Source organism: Tropicimonas sp. S265A (genome assembly GCF_049800835.1).
Taxonomy (GTDB): Bacteria; Pseudomonadota; Alphaproteobacteria; order Rhodobacterales; family Rhodobacteraceae; genus Dinoroseobacter.
Genome location: NZ_JBNAFU010000006.1, coordinates 178,062 through 192,024, shown reverse-complemented (window position 1 = coordinate 192,024; position 13,963 = coordinate 178,062). Strand labels below are relative to the sequence as shown.

The window sequence follows — 13,963 nt, the reverse complement described above, 5'->3', positions numbered from 1 at the left end:
CGGGAGTGCGCTAGAGCCACGCCGGGATGGTATCGCGATTTATGATTTCGTCAAAGGTGGGCCTTTGGCGGATAACCGCGAATTGATCACCCTGAACCAGAACCTCGGGGATCAACGGGCGCGTGTTGTACTCCGACGACATGACAGCGCCGTAGGCTCCCGCTGACCGGAACGCCACCAGATCATCTTCGGATAACGGCACCATCTCCCGGGCTTTGGCGAATGTATCCCCACTTTCGCAAACCGGTCCGACGACGTCGTACTTGGTGTACTCGGTGCCCGCCGCCGGTTCGACCACCGGCACGATGTCGTGATACGCGCCATACATCGACGGGCGTACGAGGTCGTTCATCGCCCCGTCCAGAATCAGGAATTTGCGGTCTTCGCCCTGCTTCACGTAAATCACCCTGCTCACCATGATCCCGGCATTGCCCGAGATGAGACGTCCCGGTTCGATCTCTACCTCGCAGCCCAGGTCACCGACCGTACGCTGGATCAATGCACCGTAGTCGGTCGGCAGCGGCGGTGCCTCGTTCGTCCGCTCGTAGGGGATGCCAAGCCCACCGCCCAGATCAAGGCGCAAGATCTCGTGCCCGTCCTCGCGCAGGGCGCGCGTAAGGTCCGCAACCTTCCGGTACGCCAATTCGAAGGGCTCCAATTCCGTCAACTGGCTGCCGATATGCACATCGACCCCAACGACCTTCAGCCCCGGCAGGGCTGCGGCCTCGGCATAGACCTCCCGCGCGCGCGAGATCGGTACGCCAAACTTGTTCTCCGACTTGCCGGTCGAGATTTTCTCATGGGTCTTGGCGTCAACATCAGGATTGACTCGCACCGTGATCGGCGCATGCACGCCAAGGCTGACGGCCACGTCGGACAGCGCCCGCATCTCCGGTTCGGATTCAACGTTGAACTGGCGGATGCCGCCAATCAGCGCGGTGCGCATCTCCGCCCGCGTCTTGCCTACTCCGGAAAAGACGATCCTCTCTCCGGGCACACCTGCTGCCTTGGCCCGCGCGTATTCGCCGCCCGAGACGACATCCATCCCCGCGCCCAACCCAGCCAGCACCTTGAGGATGGCCTGATTGGAGTTCGACTTCATCGCAAAGCAGATCAGGTGCGGCCCCCAACTCAGCGCATCATCGAACAGCGTGAAGTGTCGCGTCAGGGTCGCGGTGGAATAGCAATAAAAGGGTGTGCCGACGAACGCCGCAACGTCGGGCAATGCCACGTCTTCGGCATGCAGAATGCCGTCGCGATACAGAAAATGATCCATCTCAGGTGCGTCTTTCGGAGCAACAGTCGAGGCGACTTAGCAGATCAAACGGGAAATGCAATTTGGAAGGTCACGACACTTCAGTCGCGCCCCCTCGAGCGCAAGAACAGGTAAAGTGGCAATCCACAACTGACCCCGATGCAATAGGTCGCGGGGACAGCGACAAGACCGATCCAGTTTTTCTGGCGTACGCTCTCGGCGATGATGAACACGGTCAACGCGATGGCGGCAATCGTCAGGTCCCACGTCAACCCTGTGGTCGACGCGTTGACGTACCATGCATCAATCAAACTCGAAAGGCCGGTGCCGGTTTCCCGCATGTAGCTTATGAACCAGTACATCGGATGCACTGTGCCCCAAACGGCCAGCAGCAGGTAAACACTTCTAAGCGGCGTGTACGGCCCCATCAGCGTTTGATCCCGATCCCAGCGGACCCGCTGATCGTCACGCCCGGCACAACTTGACGCTTCGGCTCTGGCTCCGGTGGTGTCGGAGGGCCGTCCACCCCACAAGCCGTCAGCGCGAGTGCCATCAGGATCGGCGCAAACCTCATGTCCTCAAGTCCTGTTTCCAGCGAGCGACCTGCTCTCGCACCCGGACCGGTGCGGTGCCGCCATAACTCGTCCGGCTCGCCACAGAGTTCTCAACCCCGAGCACAGTGAAGACGTCATCGGTAATCGCGTCATGCACAGATTGCATCTCCTCAAGGGACAGATCTGGCAGATCTACGCCCTTTCCTTCAGCCATCGCCACCAAGCTGCCCGTGATGTGATGTGCATCCCGGAAAGGCAAATTCAATGCCCGCACCAACCAGTCGGCAAGATCCGTTGCGGTGGAAAAGCCGGATCCCGCAGCCTCAGCCAATGCAGCCCGGTTCGCGGTCATGTCACGTACCATCCCTTCCATCGCCGCAAGGGCAAGCATCAGGTTGTCCGCCGCATCGAAGAGCTGTTCCTTGTCTTCCTGCATGTCTTTCGAATAGGCCAGCGGCAGTCCCTTCATCACCGTCATCAGAGCAACGTTGGCTCCGAAAATCCGCCCGATCTTGGCGCGGATCAACTCTGCCGCGTCGGGGTTTTTCTTCTGAGGCATGATCGACGATCCGGTGGAAAACCGGTCAGACAACGTCACGAACCGGAACTGGGCCGAGGACCAGATCACAAGTTCTTCGGCAAAGCGCGAAAGGTGCATGGCGGTTATCGACGCTGTGGAGAGGAACTCCAGTGCGAAGTCCCGGTCCGAAACCGCATCCAGCGAGTTCGCCGCAGGGCGATCGAACCCAAGCGCCTCTGCCGTCATGTGCCGGTCAATCGGAAAAGAGGTGCCCGCAAGTGCCGCGGCCCCAAGCGGACTCTCGTTCATCCGAGCTCGGGCGTCGCGCACTCGGCTCAGATCACGACCAAACATTTCAACATAGGCCATCATGTGGTGGCCCCATGTGACGGGTTGGGCGGTTTGAAGATGGGTGAAGCCCGGCATGACCCAATCCGCACCCGCCTCTGCCTGTGCGAGCAAGGCACGCATCAGCGCCCGCAGGCCAGCTTCGGCTGCATCCAGTTGATCCCGCACCCAAAGCTTGAAATCCGTGGCCACCTGATCGTTGCGTGAGCGGCCCGTGTGCAGGCGCCCTGCAGGCGCGCCGATCACCTCTTTCAGACGCGCCTCAACATTCATGTGAATGTCCTCCAACGCCCGGGAGAACTTAAACTCCCCCGCCTCTATTTCTGACAACACCGTGAGCAGGCCTTCTCGGATCGCTTCGGCGTCTTTAGTAGACAGGATACCTTGCTGGGCGAGCATCGCCGCATGGGCACGGGAGCCTTCGACATCTTGGCGCGCCAAGCGCTTGTCGAAATCAATGGATGCGTTGATCGCTTCCATGATGGCATCCGGGCCTGCTGCGAAACGGCCACCCCACATGGCGTTGGATTTGGTCTCGGTCATAACGGGCCCTCGGATTGGAGTACGCACGCAACATGCGCTTTCTTGTAACGGCTGTCCTATATCTGGGCCTCTCACTTGGTGCAAACGCGGATACCTTCGCGCTTGAAACTCTGCGGGACGGCGAAATGAAGAAACTGCAATTCCATGCAGAACCCGTGCCCGCCTCGGATATTCCCTTCGTCACCGATGAGGATGTCGAGAAAACGCTGGAAGCGTATGAAGGCAAGATCGTTGTGCTGAACTTCTGGGCGACGTGGTGTGGTCCGTGTCGACGTGAGATGCCATCGCTGGACAGGTTGAACCAGGCATTCCCGGAGGAAGACTTCGCAGTCGTGACTTTGGCCACCGGGCGAAACTCAGTCCATGGCATCAAGACGTTCTTCGCCGACGAAGGGGTCGAAACGCTGACCGAGTATCGCGACAGCAAAGACATGGCTATCGCCAAGGATATGGATGTGCCTGGCCTGCCGGTGACGGTGATCCTGAACCGCGAGGGCGACGAAATTGCGCGGCTTCTGGGCGACGCGGAATGGGACACCCCCTCCGCCAAGGCAATCGTCTCAGCCCTGCTGGCAACCTATTAGCGCGGCGACGGTTCTCGTGCGGGACAGGAAACCAGGTGGTCATTCACCATACCGGTTGCCTGCACGAAGGCGTAGACAATCGTCGGACCGCAGAACTTGAACCCGCGCGCCTTGAGGTCCTTGGACAGCGCGCGCGAGATCGGCGTCTCGGCAGGCACATCCGCCAGCGTCGCAAAACTGTTCCTGATCGGCGCGCCGCCAACAAAATCCCACAGATACGGCGAAAAACCCTGGTCCGCTTCGATCTCCAAGTATGCGCGGGCGTTTGTAATCGTTGCCTCGATCTTGCCTCGGTGGCGGACGATGCCGGGGTCTCGCAGCAACCGGTCGACTTCGGGCGGGCCCCAGGTTGCAATGTGTTCCGGGTGGAACCCTTCGAACGCAGCACGAAAGGCCTCTCGCTTGCGCAGGATTGTGATCCAGCTCAGCCCCGCCTGAAACCCGTCGAGGATCAGTTTTTCCCACAAGGCGCGCGGATCATAGTCCGGAACACCCCATTCGGTGTCATGATACGCCACATAAAGCGGGTCGGAACCACACCATCCACATCGCTCGCCCATTCAATGACCCCGCTTGGTTCATGGCTTCGTTCGGATTTTATTCAACACTAGAACAAATCGCGAAGATTCACGCGATCTTAAAAGATTCGGCGCCAGTGTCAGCCCAACGCGAAGGAGCTGCAAATGCCACCGATCCATAGGAACAAGGGACGCAAACCCGGCAACAAGACGCCGTTGAACGAAGCCGTTGCGCAACGCGACCGCAACACCATGAAGATGGTCGCCAACGCCGTGGCACGCAAGAATGTCCTTCTGGCATACCAGCCGGTCATGATGACCCGCAAGCGGGGGCGCCCGGCATTCTACGAGGGCTTGATCCGGGTGATGGACAACCGTGGTCGGATCATTCCAGCCCGCGAGTTCATAGAAACGGTCGAAAACCAGGAACTTGGGCGCCAACTGGATTGCCTCGCGCTGGAGATCGGGCTCGATACCCTGCGCCGGGTGCCCGGCCTTCGGCTGGCGATCAATATGTCCGCGCGGTCCATCGGGTATGAACCCTGGTCAAAGACCCTGCGCGATGGTTTGGCCGCAGATCCGACTGCCGCGGAACGTCTGATCCTTGAGATTACCGAGCAATCGGCGATGATCATGCCAGAGATCGTCACGGTCTTCATGAAAGAGCTTCAAAGACAAGGTATCTCGTTTGCGCTGGATGACTTTGGCGCCGGCTATACCTCTTTCCGCTACCTTCGGGACTTCTATTTCGACATCCTCAAGATCGACGGCCAGTTCGTTCGCAACATCGCCCACAGCGCAGACAACCAGGTCCTCGTTCAGGCCCTCGTCGACGTCGCTCGGCATTTCGATATGTTCACGGTCGCGGAGTCGGTGGAAACTGCCGATGATGTCGCGTTTCTGACTGCTGCGGGTGTGGACTGTCTGCAAGGATACCACTTCGCGGCACCGTCCACACGCCCCGGATGGCTCGAAAAAGCGGACCTGCGCAAAACAGCTTGAGACTGTCAAGGAAGGGACCAGTACCTTGCTGGCGATTCCCCTTGGTTTCGTCAGGCATGGCGGGTTTGCGCTGACAGCAAGGGTCGGATGCCTGTCACACAGACTTCCCGCGCGACTCGAAAAACGACTTCTTTACATAGGCTTCCAAGTTACCTGGGGTGGCTGAAATCACTTCGTAAATGCGACCATTTGGTGTGGTGACTGAGACACGATGTCAGTTGCCGCAATGATTTTCCCTCTCTAGACGAGATGTGTCACCAATTCGACGCGCTCTTTTTGTCCTAAGCGATCGGGCGTGCGCAGGAATTCAGAGGGAGAATTCATCCGATGACCAACGTCGTAATCGCATCCGCAGCGCGCACCGCAGTGGGCAGTTTCAGCGGTTCTTTCGCAAACACGCCTGCACATGATCTTGGCGCAACCGTCCTTGAAGCTCTGGTAGAGCGCGCAGGCATCTACAAGGCCGACGTGTCTGAAACCATTCTTGGCCAGGTCCTCACCGGTGGTCAGGGTCAGAACCCCGCACGCCAGGCACACGTGAACGCCGGTTTGCCGATCGAGTCAGCCGCTTGGGGTCTCAACCAGGTTTGTGGCTCGGGCTTGCGGGCTGTCGCCCTTGCCGCCCAGCACATTCAACTGGGCGACGCCGCGATCGTTTGCGCAGGCGGTCAGGAGAACATGTCCATGAGCCCGCACGTGGCCAACCTGCGCGCAGGTCACAAGATGGGCGACATGAAATTTATCGACTCCATGATCCGCGATGGCCTTTGGGATGCGTTCAACGGCTACCACATGGGCCAGACCGCCGAGAATGTCGCCGAGAAATGGCAGATCAGCCGAGAGATGCAGGACGAGTTCGCGGTGGGCAGCCAGAACAAGGCCGAAGCCGCGCAGAAGGCGGGCAAATTTGATGAAGAGGTCGTGCCCTTCACCGTGAAGACCCGCAAAGGCGACATCGTTGTCGACAAGGACGAATACATTCGTCACGGCGCAACGCTCGAGAACATGCAAAAATTGCGCCCGGCATTCACCAAGGATGGCTCGGTCACCGCGGCGAACGCATCGGGGCTCAACGACGGGGCCGCGGGTGCCTTGCTGATGAGCGCTGACGAAGCCGAAAAACGCGGCATTGAACCCCTCGCGCGGATCGCGTCCTACGCCACCGCAGGCCTCGATCCGTCGATCATGGGCGTTGGGCCGATCTATGCCTCTCGCAAGGCACTTGAGAAGGCGGGCTGGAAAGTCGACGACCTGGACCTTGTGGAGGCGAACGAAGCCTTCGCTGCCCAGGCGTGCGCCGTGAACAAGGACATGGGATGGGACCCGTCAATCGTGAACGTGAACGGCGGCGCGATTGCAATCGGCCACCCGATCGGCGCGTCTGGAGCGCGCGTCCTGAATACACTGCTGTTCGAGATGAAGCGTCGCGATGCCAAGAAGGGCCTTGCAACGCTGTGTATCGGTGGCGGTATGGGCGTCGCTCTCTGCGTCGAACGCCCCTGACCTGAACTCAAAGGGCGGCCCGCTGGCCGCCCTTGTCCATTTCACCGGGATCATCCGCAAACACAGCTGCCCGGTCGAACAAAAACAAGCATCCGAAGGAGGATAATCATGGGACGTGTAGCACTTGTGACCGGCGGCTCGCGCGGGATCGGCGAGGCCATCTCCAAGAAATTGCTGGCGGACGGTTTCACTGTCGCGGCAACCTACGCAGGCAACGATGAAAAGGCCGCTGCCTTTACCGAAGCCACAGGCATCAAGACCTACAAGTGGAATGTTGCTGACTACGACTCCAGCAAGGCGGGCATCGCGCAGGTAGAAGCCGACCTCGGCCCGATTGAAGTGGTCGTTGCAAATGCGGGCATCACCCGCGATGCGCCGTTCCACAAGATGACGCCCGAGCAGTGGAAAGAAGTGATCGATACGAACCTTACGGGCGTATTCAACACCATCCACCCCGTCTGGCCCGGGATGCGGGAACGCAAGTTCGGCCGGATTGTGGTCATTTCTTCGATCAACGGTCAGAAAGGCCAGTTTGCGCAAGTGAACTACGCCGCGACCAAAGCGGGTGATCTGGGCATCATCAAATCCCTCGCGCAGGAAGGCGCGCGCGCAGGCATCACGGCAAACGCGGTCTGCCCCGGCTACATTGCCACGGAAATGGTCATGGCAATCCCTGAAAAAGTGCGTGAGTCGATCATTGCCGGAATCCCGGTTGGCCGCCTTGGCGAACCTGAAGAAATCGCACGCTGCGTGGCCTTTCTGGCCTCTGACGATGCAGGTTTCATTTCAGGCTCCACCATTTCGGCGAACGGCGCGCAATTCTTCGTCTGACAACCCGATGAGCAAGACGGGCCGGCCCCTGTGCACGGGGACCGGCCCTTTTTCATGCCGTAACGTCCTTGCGTGGACGAGCGGCAAGAAAGGCGCGGAGGGACAAAATGACATCGCGGAACGCCTGTGCACGGGCCTGACGCCCGCGGTCCAGAGCTTCCTGCATAGTGATGTGACCATTTTCCGGGATCATGATCTTTCCTTTCAGTTTTGATTTTTTCAATTGAAATGAATATCGGTCTGCGCCATTAAACTTACAAACGAGACTTTCTGGAGCTTCAGATAAGTTTTTCTTGAATGAATGACGCCCGTCTTCCACCCCTGACCGCCCTGCGGGCATTCGAAGCCGCAGCACGACACCTCAGTTTCTCGCAAGCCGCGGCAGAACTGAACGTGACGCCGGCGGCGCTCAGCTTTCAGATCAAATCCCTCGAAGAGCATTTGGGAGCGCCGGTTTTCCGACGACTGAACCGGGCCGTCGAACTTACGGACGCCGGAAGAACGTTGGCCCCCGGCTGCAGCAGCGGTTTTTCCGAGTTGTCGCGGGCCTGGACCGCCACAAAACGCGGGCTCGACACAACATCCTTAACCGTCACCGCAGGTCCGGCCTTCACGGCAAAATGGCTGGCCCCTCGCCTTTTCGACTTCGCGCAGAAGCACCCAGATATTGATCTGCGGTTCTCTGCAAGCCTGCGTCTTATGGATTTCGAACGAGATGGGATCGATGTTGCGATCCGATTTGGCATGGGCGGCGAAGACAAAGGGCTCTTCTCACGAGTGCTGATCAAGGAGTGGCTCAGCCCCATGGTTGCCCCTTCCCTCGCCTCCAAACTCAAGACCCCATCCGATCTGGCGCGGGAAACGCTGCTTGATGATGACAACTTGCAGTTTGTCCAACCGCCTGCGGATTGGGCGGCGTGGTTTCGCGCGGCAGGTGTTACAGACCCGCCGCGCATTTTGCCAAGGTTTTCGCAAGCGGATCACGCAATCGATGCAGCAGAGGCAGGCGCCGGAGCAGTCCTCGGGCGTATCTCGCTCACGGCAGGGGCGTTGCGCGACGGAAGACTTGTCATGCCGTTTCCGATTGCGATTACCACGCAAGCGCATTACCGCGTGCTCTGCCCCGAGGGTATGGAGGCCAAGCCGCAAGTCGCTGCCTTTTTGGAGTGGATCACATCAGCGGTGTCGGGCACTACCGACGTTGCACGCGATGTTCGCTTTGTCTCCGCCGAGGACATCGCGGAGCGATAGATTGATTTCGGAAGGGTGGCGCGGCGCAAATCCTCCCCAGGTTTGCAGCCGCGCCGAAAGCATCAAGCGGTTTGCAAACGCTCGATTTCTTCTTTGATCCGAAGCTTCTGCTTCTTGAGGCTCGCCAGAGCCAGGCTGTCTGTTCCCGCGTGTCGCTGTGCAGCGTCCACTTGTGCGGATAGGTGTTGGTGTTTCCTGCGGAGTTCCTGAATATGCGAACTCAACGACATGGCCTACCTCCTGTATATGTGGACAGTTCCAACAGTCCAGCACAGGATGCGAGTCGTGTCACGAAAAACCGTTGCCGCAATGCCGCATCAGGTTAACCCGTGGCGTTGTGCAAATCGAGCGCGGCGCCCTCTCGCAAAATGCGCGCCGCAGCGGAGGTAAAATCGTCCCCATCCTCGGAATGTGACGAGCCTTCGTGCAGGATAAAGGGAGGCAACAATATCAATGGGCCTCTCCCTTCCTTTATCCCCTGCACGAGAACGCGCTTGGCAGGCCGCCCGCGCCTTGCCGACAGTGGTAGCACCCGCAGCGTGCCGATCACCTCGGGCAACCCCGCAAGAACCTGTCGCAACCGATCCGCGCGAACGATCACGGTCAGGCTTCCTTTGGGGCGGACCCTCCGAGCAGCCGCATCGAGCCATTCGGCCAGATCGGACCGATCCCGGAGCGCGATGTCGCGCCCAACGTCCGCAGCGGGGGTCCCGGCCACTTCGGAAAAATAGGGCGGGTTCAGCATCACATGGTGAAAGCTGCGCGCCTTGATTTCCGCTGGCATTGCGTGAACGTCGCCTTCGACCACCTCGAGTGCAAGGCCACTCTCGCGGGCATTCTGACGCGCGAGGGCCGCATACTGGGGTTGCATCTCCAGCCCCACGCCGGCGGCGCCACAGCGATAAGCCAGACACAGGGCAGCGGTTCCCACGCCGCACCCGAGTTCCAGAAAATCCTCGGATGCGCGCACAGGCACCGCCGCAGCCATCAGCACCGGATCGGTACCAGCACGGTATCCGCCACGCGGTTGCCAAAGGCGCAGTCGACCGCCAAGGAACCGGTCGTGGGTCAGCGCGGCGTCTGCTGTCATCTGTCTTCGGTCACAGGGATCTCATGATCGACCATCACCGCGCGCGCCCGGAAGAGATCGCGCTGATGAACCATCAGCCGCCGCGGCAAAACGCCGATCGACCCCTCGAGAACGCTCATGTGGACGTCCATCTGGAAGCAGTCTATATCCTCGCCCTGCAGCAGTGCAGAGGCGAACGCGATCAAAGTCGGATCGTTTGTGCGCAGCAGCTCTCTCATGACCGAGAGTTAAGGACAGGGTGGCTCGGATGTCGAGCCGATTGACGGAGCCGTGATGAGTTTGGACCAAACCGCCGCTACCAAGCCGCATGAACAACTGGCCAGCTATCTGGCCACGGATATGGACGCTGTAAATGTCCTGATCCGCGAGCGGATGGCCTCCGACCATGCCCCCCGCATTCCGGAAGTCACCGCGCACCTGGTGGAGGCGGGCGGCAAACGCCTGCGTCCCATGCTGACACTCGCCGCAGCGCGGCTTTGTGGCTATGAAGGCGTTTTCCATCAGTATCTTGCCGCGACGGTCGAGTTTATCCACACCGCAACGCTTCTGCATGACGATGTCGTGGATGAAAGCGGTCAGCGCCGCGGCCGCCCCACGGCGAACCTGTTGTGGGACAACAAGTCCAGTGTTCTGGTTGGCGACTATCTATTCGCACGGTCGTTTCAACTTATGGTGGCGACAGGGTCGCTTCGGGTGCTCGACATTCTATCGAATGCATCGGCGACCATCGCGGAAGGCGAGGTTCTGCAGCTGACTGCCGCGCAAGACCTCGCAACGAACGAAGACATCTACCTGAAGGTTGTGCGGGGCAAGACGGCGGCGCTCTTTTCGGCCGCGACAGAGGTGGGCGGTGTGATTGCGCAGGCTGACGAGACGGTCGTTCAAGCGCTGTTCACCTACGGGGACGCTCTCGGGGTGAGCTTTCAGATCGTAGACGACCTGTTGGACTATGGGGGCAGCGGCGGCGCGATCGGCAAGAATATCGGCGATGACTTCCGCGAGCGGAAGCTGACCCTGCCCCTGATCAAGGCCGTTGCAAAAGCGAACTCAGAAGAGCGCCAGTTCTGGGAGCGCGTGATCGAAAAAGGTGACCAGCGGGACGGCGACTTGGAGCACGCGATAACGCTTTTGCACAAGCACGACGCGCTGGAGGCAACACGTGCGGAGGCGATGGCTTGGGCCGCCAAAGCCAAGGCTTCGCTGGATACCGTTCCGGAGCACGACCTGACAACGATGTTGCGAGACTTGGCAGACTACGTTGTGGCCCGGCTGAACTAGGCAAGTCAGCCGGTCGGCATGTTCTGTTGAAGTCTGGGCATTGCGAGTTCGGCGCAATTGCCGAGCCATGTCGCGCGCACCCACCAGGCGGGGAAGGATGCATGTATCGCCTGTGCCGCAGCCCGGGTCGCATCCGCAGTAGGAAACAAACCAAAACAGGTCGCTCCGGATCCGGACATGCGCGCAAGCTGGCAACCGCTTGTTCCACGCAGAACCCGCAGCACGTCTTCGATCACAGGTTGCAAAGCAATCGCCGCGGCTTCGAGGTCATTGCGTTGCAGGGCAAGCCACGAGATTGCCTCCCTTGCGGTTTCGAATTGCGGAGCTGCCGCTGGCATTGGCGGGTTCTCCCGTGTCTGAAGGCGCGCAAACACATCTGGCGTGGCAACAGGAACGCGCGGGTTAACCAGAACTGCGTGCAGGGCGGGAAGTTTGGCAAAGGACAACGACTCACCGATCCCACGGGCCCGCAACGGAGCGGCCGCAAGGCACATTGGTACATCCGCTCCGAGGGCGATGATATCCTGTGCGAGCGGTGTAAGTTCAGCATCCGTCATGTCCGGAAGCGTCGCCAATCCCGGCGCGTCGGCAAAAGCCAACATGCCGCGCAAGGCGGCAGCAGCATCCGAAGAGCCGCCGCCGATGCCGGACGCTGCTGGCAGATGCTTGACGAGCGTCAACGCGGCTCCTGTATCACCGGCCACCAGTGCTGCCGCGCGCAGCGCCAGATTATCCATGTCCGCAGGCACCCCGTCCGCCTCCGGCCCTTCGATCGTCAGCGACAGAACGTTGCCCGCGGCAATCTGGAGTTGGTCCCCGACAGGCGCAAACGCGACAAGACTATCCAGAAGATGGTACCCGTCACCCCGGCGGCCCGTCACATGCAGTGTCAGATTGACCTTGGCAGGGGCGAGGACGCTAACCCTCTTCATTCGCGACGGAGACCGGCTCTTCGCCTTCTTCGATCAGAACCTGATCCAGTCCAACATCCAGTTTTCGCCGAATACGCTCTGCTTCTTCGGGTTCGGGGTCGAAGGACAGGGCACGGCGCCACTGAAACTCTGCTTCCAACTTGCGCCCGACAGCATAATAGACGTCGCCCAGATGGTCGTTGATAATCGGATCAAGCGGTTCCAGTTCAACCGCCTTTTCCATGGGCGCGACCGCTTCCTCGAAACGGCCCAGTCGATACAGGCCCCACCCAAGGCTGTCCGTGATGTACCCATTGTCCGGACGTGCAGCGACGGCTTCTTCGATCATACCCATCGCTTCGTCAAAGTTGGTGCCAAGTTCCAGAAATGAATACCCGAGGTAATTCAGGACCATCGGTTGGCCTGGGTTCAACTCAAGCGCCTTGCGCAAATCGCTTTCCGCCGCGTCCCAGTCGTCGATCCGTTCGTGGGCGATCCCGCGCGCATAGTACAGAACCCAATCACGAGGGCTTTCCGCGCTGATCATCGCGATGGCTTGGTCATAAGCGTCGGCAGACTCTTCAAACCGCTCCATCCGGCGCAACGCGTCACCCAGGGCGGTGTGCACGAACCCGACATCGCTGTGGGTTTCGGTCAATTGTCGCAGCACTTCGATTGCGGCATCACCCTTGTCATCTGCGCGAAGCACATTGGCCCGACCGATTTCGGCGGTCAGGAAAGCTGGGTCATCCCGCGGCACCTTGTCGTAAGCCTTGTTCGCAAGATCGTATTGCTCCAGCTCTTCGAGCAATTCAGCCGCCAAGAGAATGGCATCCACATGCCCCGGAGAAATGTGCTGCGCGACCCGCGCATACAACAGCGTGAACGCATCGGCGGCCTGTCCGCTCAGCGCCATGGCAACCGTGTAGAACACTTCTGCATAACCAGCCTGTGGTGTCGGCGCGATGTCAAACGGCACAGGTGTTTCCGATGCGAGGTCCGCAATCAGGCCGCGCAGACGCGGGTCTTCGGTTCCGAGGCTTTCGGCAATCAGCAGGCTCGCTTCATCGAACCGACCAAGCTGGCTCATCACTTGCGCGTGGGCCAGAATCCCGCGTCGTGTGAAAAACGCAGCCTCGCCGCCATCCGCGGACAAAAGAGCGTCCGCGCCCTCAAAATCCCCGACCTGCGCGAGGGCCAGCGCCTTGTGATAGGTCCCGAACCCCTGCAGCCGCCGATCTTCGATCAACGCATCGAACGCTGCAAACGCTTCGTCCGTTTCACCGCGGTCCAGCGCACGCCATGCCTCTATCAGGCCATCCGCCGCAGGCCCGACGGAGGGAAGCTCGGCATCAATGTCGCCCTCCGGACCCAGCGTGTCAGCAGCCAGGACGAGCGAGGCGACCTGATTGCGCGGGTCGAGGTCGATCAGTTTCAACGCAATTGGATACGCTTGCGCAATATCGCCCATACCCAGAAACGCCAACGCCGCACTTTCCATGAGCACCGGGTTGTCGCGGTCCCGCATCAAGGCGCGCGCGAAATATCGCGCAGCCTCCTGATAATCCGAGGCGATGCTCGCCTGCCGACCGGCCAGATAGGCTCCGGCCAGACCGTCCGCCGCTGCGGGCAGCCCGGTGGCGCCGGTCGCGGCGGCCAGTATAAATCCGAGGGCGAAGCGCGCCTGTCTCAGCATGAAGGACCCTTTCGGTGCGTGAGCTTCGCAAAAAGGTAGCCCCCGGCCGACCGTAACGCAATGCGGCGCGCCCGAATGG

Annotated in this window: 17 protein-coding genes; 6 read left to right on the top strand and 11 right to left on the bottom strand. The window is 60.2% G+C overall.

All coding sequences use genetic code 11. From position 1 onward, the window contains the following. Nucleotides 1-10 precede the first annotated feature (10 nt). The 4 genes from lysA to argH all read right to left on the bottom strand — a co-directional run bounded on the left by lysA (nt 11) and on the right by argH (nt 3,220). The gene (lysA, locus tag ACP15N_RS15210; protein WP_425093172.1) at nt 11-1,276 is read right to left on the bottom strand and encodes a diaminopimelate decarboxylase; all 1,266 of its coding nucleotides are present in this window, start codon (nt 1,274-1,276) and stop codon (nt 11-13) included. An 80-nt stretch (nt 1,277-1,356) separates the two neighbouring features. After that, nucleotides 1,357-1,683 carry a DUF2834 domain-containing protein gene (locus tag ACP15N_RS15205; protein ID WP_425093171.1) on the bottom strand — a complete coding sequence of 109 codons (327 nt, stop codon included), beginning with the start codon at nt 1,681-1,683 and terminating at the stop codon, nt 1,357-1,359. Beyond that, nucleotides 1,683-1,829 carry a hypothetical protein gene (locus ACP15N_RS15200; protein WP_425093170.1) on the bottom strand — a complete coding sequence of 49 codons (147 nt, stop codon included), beginning with the start codon at nt 1,827-1,829 and terminating at the stop codon, nt 1,683-1,685. Before ACP15N_RS15200 ends, ACP15N_RS15205 begins: the two co-directional genes overlap by 1 nt. Next, on the bottom strand, nt 1,826-3,220 hold the full coding sequence (argH, locus tag ACP15N_RS15195; RefSeq protein WP_425093169.1) for an argininosuccinate lyase: 1,395 nt from the start codon (nt 3,218-3,220) through the stop codon (nt 1,826-1,828). Before argH ends, ACP15N_RS15200 begins: the two co-directional genes overlap by 4 nt. Nucleotides 3,221-3,252: 32 nt before the next feature. Here argH and ACP15N_RS15190 point away from each other — a divergent pair, with 32 nt between their 5' ends. Next, entirely contained in the window at nt 3,253-3,804 is a 552-nt protein-coding gene (locus tag ACP15N_RS15190; RefSeq protein WP_425093168.1) for a TlpA family protein disulfide reductase, read from the top strand. Here the strand turns inward: ACP15N_RS15190 and ACP15N_RS15185 are convergent. Further along, on the bottom strand, nt 3,801-4,364 hold the full coding sequence (locus ACP15N_RS15185) for a DNA-3-methyladenine glycosylase I (protein ID WP_425093167.1): 564 nt from the start codon (nt 4,362-4,364) through the stop codon (nt 3,801-3,803). The two genes, ACP15N_RS15190 and ACP15N_RS15185, sit on opposite strands and share 4 nt — an antisense overlap. Before the next feature lie 123 nt (nt 4,365-4,487). Here ACP15N_RS15185 and ACP15N_RS15180 point away from each other — a divergent pair, with 123 nt between their 5' ends. From ACP15N_RS15180 to phbB, 3 genes are all read left to right on the top strand, one after another. Continuing rightward, nucleotides 4,488-5,324, top strand: coding sequence for an EAL domain-containing protein (locus ACP15N_RS15180; protein ID WP_425093166.1), 837 nt, complete (start codon nt 4,488-4,490; stop codon nt 5,322-5,324). 327 nt (nt 5,325-5,651) lie between these two features. Then, nucleotides 5,652-6,827 (top strand): acetyl-CoA C-acetyltransferase, encoded by a 1,176-nt coding sequence (locus ACP15N_RS15175; RefSeq protein ID WP_425093165.1) that lies wholly within the window; start codon nt 5,652-5,654, stop codon nt 6,825-6,827. Between the two features lie 108 nt (nt 6,828-6,935). Beyond that, on the top strand, nt 6,936-7,658 hold the full coding sequence (phbB, locus tag ACP15N_RS15170; protein ID WP_425093164.1) for an acetoacetyl-CoA reductase: 723 nt from the start codon (nt 6,936-6,938) through the stop codon (nt 7,656-7,658). A 52-nt stretch (nt 7,659-7,710) separates the two neighbouring features. On the opposite strand, the gene ACP15N_RS15165 is transcribed toward phbB, so the two are convergent. Continuing rightward, a complete protein-coding gene (locus tag ACP15N_RS15165; protein ID WP_425093163.1) occupies nt 7,711-7,977 on the bottom strand; it encodes a hypothetical protein in 267 nt (88 codons plus the stop codon). Between ACP15N_RS15165 and ACP15N_RS15160 the strand changes: the two genes are divergently transcribed. Further along, nucleotides 7,956-8,909, top strand: coding sequence for a transcriptional regulator GcvA (locus ACP15N_RS15160; protein WP_425093162.1), 954 nt, complete (start codon nt 7,956-7,958; stop codon nt 8,907-8,909). The genes ACP15N_RS15165 and ACP15N_RS15160 overlap by 22 nt on opposite strands. A 62-nt stretch (nt 8,910-8,971) precedes the next feature. On the opposite strand, the gene ACP15N_RS15155 is transcribed toward ACP15N_RS15160, so the two are convergent. The 3 genes from ACP15N_RS15155 to ACP15N_RS15145 all read right to left on the bottom strand — a co-directional run bounded on the left by ACP15N_RS15155 (nt 8,972) and on the right by ACP15N_RS15145 (nt 10,217). Then, nucleotides 8,972-9,139, bottom strand: a complete 168-nt coding sequence (locus tag ACP15N_RS15155; protein WP_425093161.1) for a YdcH family protein — start codon at nt 9,137-9,139, stop codon at nt 8,972-8,974. 92 nt (nt 9,140-9,231) lie between these two features. Beyond that, nucleotides 9,232-9,999: a tRNA1(Val) (adenine(37)-N6)-methyltransferase gene (locus ACP15N_RS15150; RefSeq protein ID WP_425093160.1), complete on the bottom strand. Its 768-nt coding sequence runs from the start codon at nt 9,997-9,999 to the stop codon at nt 9,232-9,234. Then, nucleotides 9,996-10,217, bottom strand: a complete 222-nt coding sequence (locus ACP15N_RS15145) for a DUF2007 domain-containing protein (protein WP_425093159.1) — start codon at nt 10,215-10,217, stop codon at nt 9,996-9,998. Before ACP15N_RS15145 ends, ACP15N_RS15150 begins: the two co-directional genes overlap by 4 nt. Nucleotides 10,218-10,272: 55 nt before the next feature. On the opposite strand from ACP15N_RS15145, the gene ACP15N_RS15140 reads away from it, so the two are divergent. Further along, nucleotides 10,273-11,277, top strand: coding sequence for a polyprenyl synthetase family protein (locus ACP15N_RS15140; protein ID WP_425093158.1), 1,005 nt, complete (start codon nt 10,273-10,275; stop codon nt 11,275-11,277). A 5-nt stretch (nt 11,278-11,282) separates the two neighbouring features. On the opposite strand, the gene ACP15N_RS15135 is transcribed toward ACP15N_RS15140, so the two are convergent. Both ACP15N_RS15135 and ACP15N_RS15130 read right to left on the bottom strand, forming a co-directional pair. After that, a complete protein-coding gene (locus ACP15N_RS15135; RefSeq protein ID WP_425093157.1) occupies nt 11,283-12,209 on the bottom strand; it encodes a 4-(cytidine 5'-diphospho)-2-C-methyl-D-erythritol kinase in 927 nt (308 codons plus the stop codon). Then, complete coding sequence (locus tag ACP15N_RS15130) at nt 12,196-13,884, bottom strand: tetratricopeptide repeat protein (RefSeq protein WP_425093156.1); 1,689 nt, start codon at nt 13,882-13,884, stop codon at nt 12,196-12,198. The genes ACP15N_RS15135 and ACP15N_RS15130 overlap by 14 nt, the downstream gene beginning before the upstream one ends. Between the last annotated feature and the right edge of the window lie 79 nt (nt 13,885-13,963).

Bases quoted from the DNA above. Each gene is read 5' to 3' on its own strand.
- ACP15N_RS15160 (WP_425093162.1), top strand. From the start codon at position 7,956: ATGAATGACGCCCGTCTTCCACCCCTGACCGCCCTGCGGGCATTCGAA.
- ACP15N_RS15190 (WP_425093168.1), top strand. From the start codon at position 3,253: ATGCGCTTTCTTGTAACGGCTGTCCTATATCTGGGCCTCTCACTTGGT.
- ACP15N_RS15155 (WP_425093161.1), bottom strand. From the start codon at position 9,139: ATGTCGTTGAGTTCGCATATTCAGGAACTCCGCAGGAAACACCAACAC.
- ACP15N_RS15175 (WP_425093165.1), top strand. From the start codon at position 5,652: ATGACCAACGTCGTAATCGCATCCGCAGCGCGCACCGCAGTGGGCAGT.
- ACP15N_RS15200 (WP_425093170.1), bottom strand. From the start codon at position 1,829: ATGAGGTTTGCGCCGATCCTGATGGCACTCGCGCTGACGGCTTGTGGG.
- ACP15N_RS15135 (WP_425093157.1), bottom strand. From the start codon at position 12,209: ATGAAGAGGGTTAGCGTCCTCGCCCCTGCCAAGGTCAATCTGACACTG.
- ACP15N_RS15130 (WP_425093156.1), bottom strand. From the start codon at position 13,884: ATGCTGAGACAGGCGCGCTTCGCCCTCGGATTTATACTGGCCGCCGCG.
- phbB (WP_425093164.1), top strand. From the start codon at position 6,936: ATGGGACGTGTAGCACTTGTGACCGGCGGCTCGCGCGGGATCGGCGAG.
- ACP15N_RS15180 (WP_425093166.1), top strand. From the start codon at position 4,488: ATGCCACCGATCCATAGGAACAAGGGACGCAAACCCGGCAACAAGACG.
- argH (WP_425093169.1), bottom strand. From the start codon at position 3,220: ATGACCGAGACCAAATCCAACGCCATGTGGGGTGGCCGTTTCGCAGCA.
- ACP15N_RS15205 (WP_425093171.1), bottom strand. From the start codon at position 1,683: ATGGGGCCGTACACGCCGCTTAGAAGTGTTTACCTGCTGCTGGCCGTT.
- ACP15N_RS15150 (WP_425093160.1), bottom strand. From the start codon at position 9,999: ATGACAGCAGACGCCGCGCTGACCCACGACCGGTTCCTTGGCGGTCGA.
- ACP15N_RS15140 (WP_425093158.1), top strand. From the start codon at position 10,273: ATGAGTTTGGACCAAACCGCCGCTACCAAGCCGCATGAACAACTGGCC.
- ACP15N_RS15185 (WP_425093167.1), bottom strand. From the start codon at position 4,364: ATGGGCGAGCGATGTGGATGGTGTGGTTCCGACCCGCTTTATGTGGCG.
- lysA (WP_425093172.1), bottom strand. From the start codon at position 1,276: ATGGATCATTTTCTGTATCGCGACGGCATTCTGCATGCCGAAGACGTG.
- ACP15N_RS15145 (WP_425093159.1), bottom strand. From the start codon at position 10,217: ATGAGAGAGCTGCTGCGCACAAACGATCCGACTTTGATCGCGTTCGCC.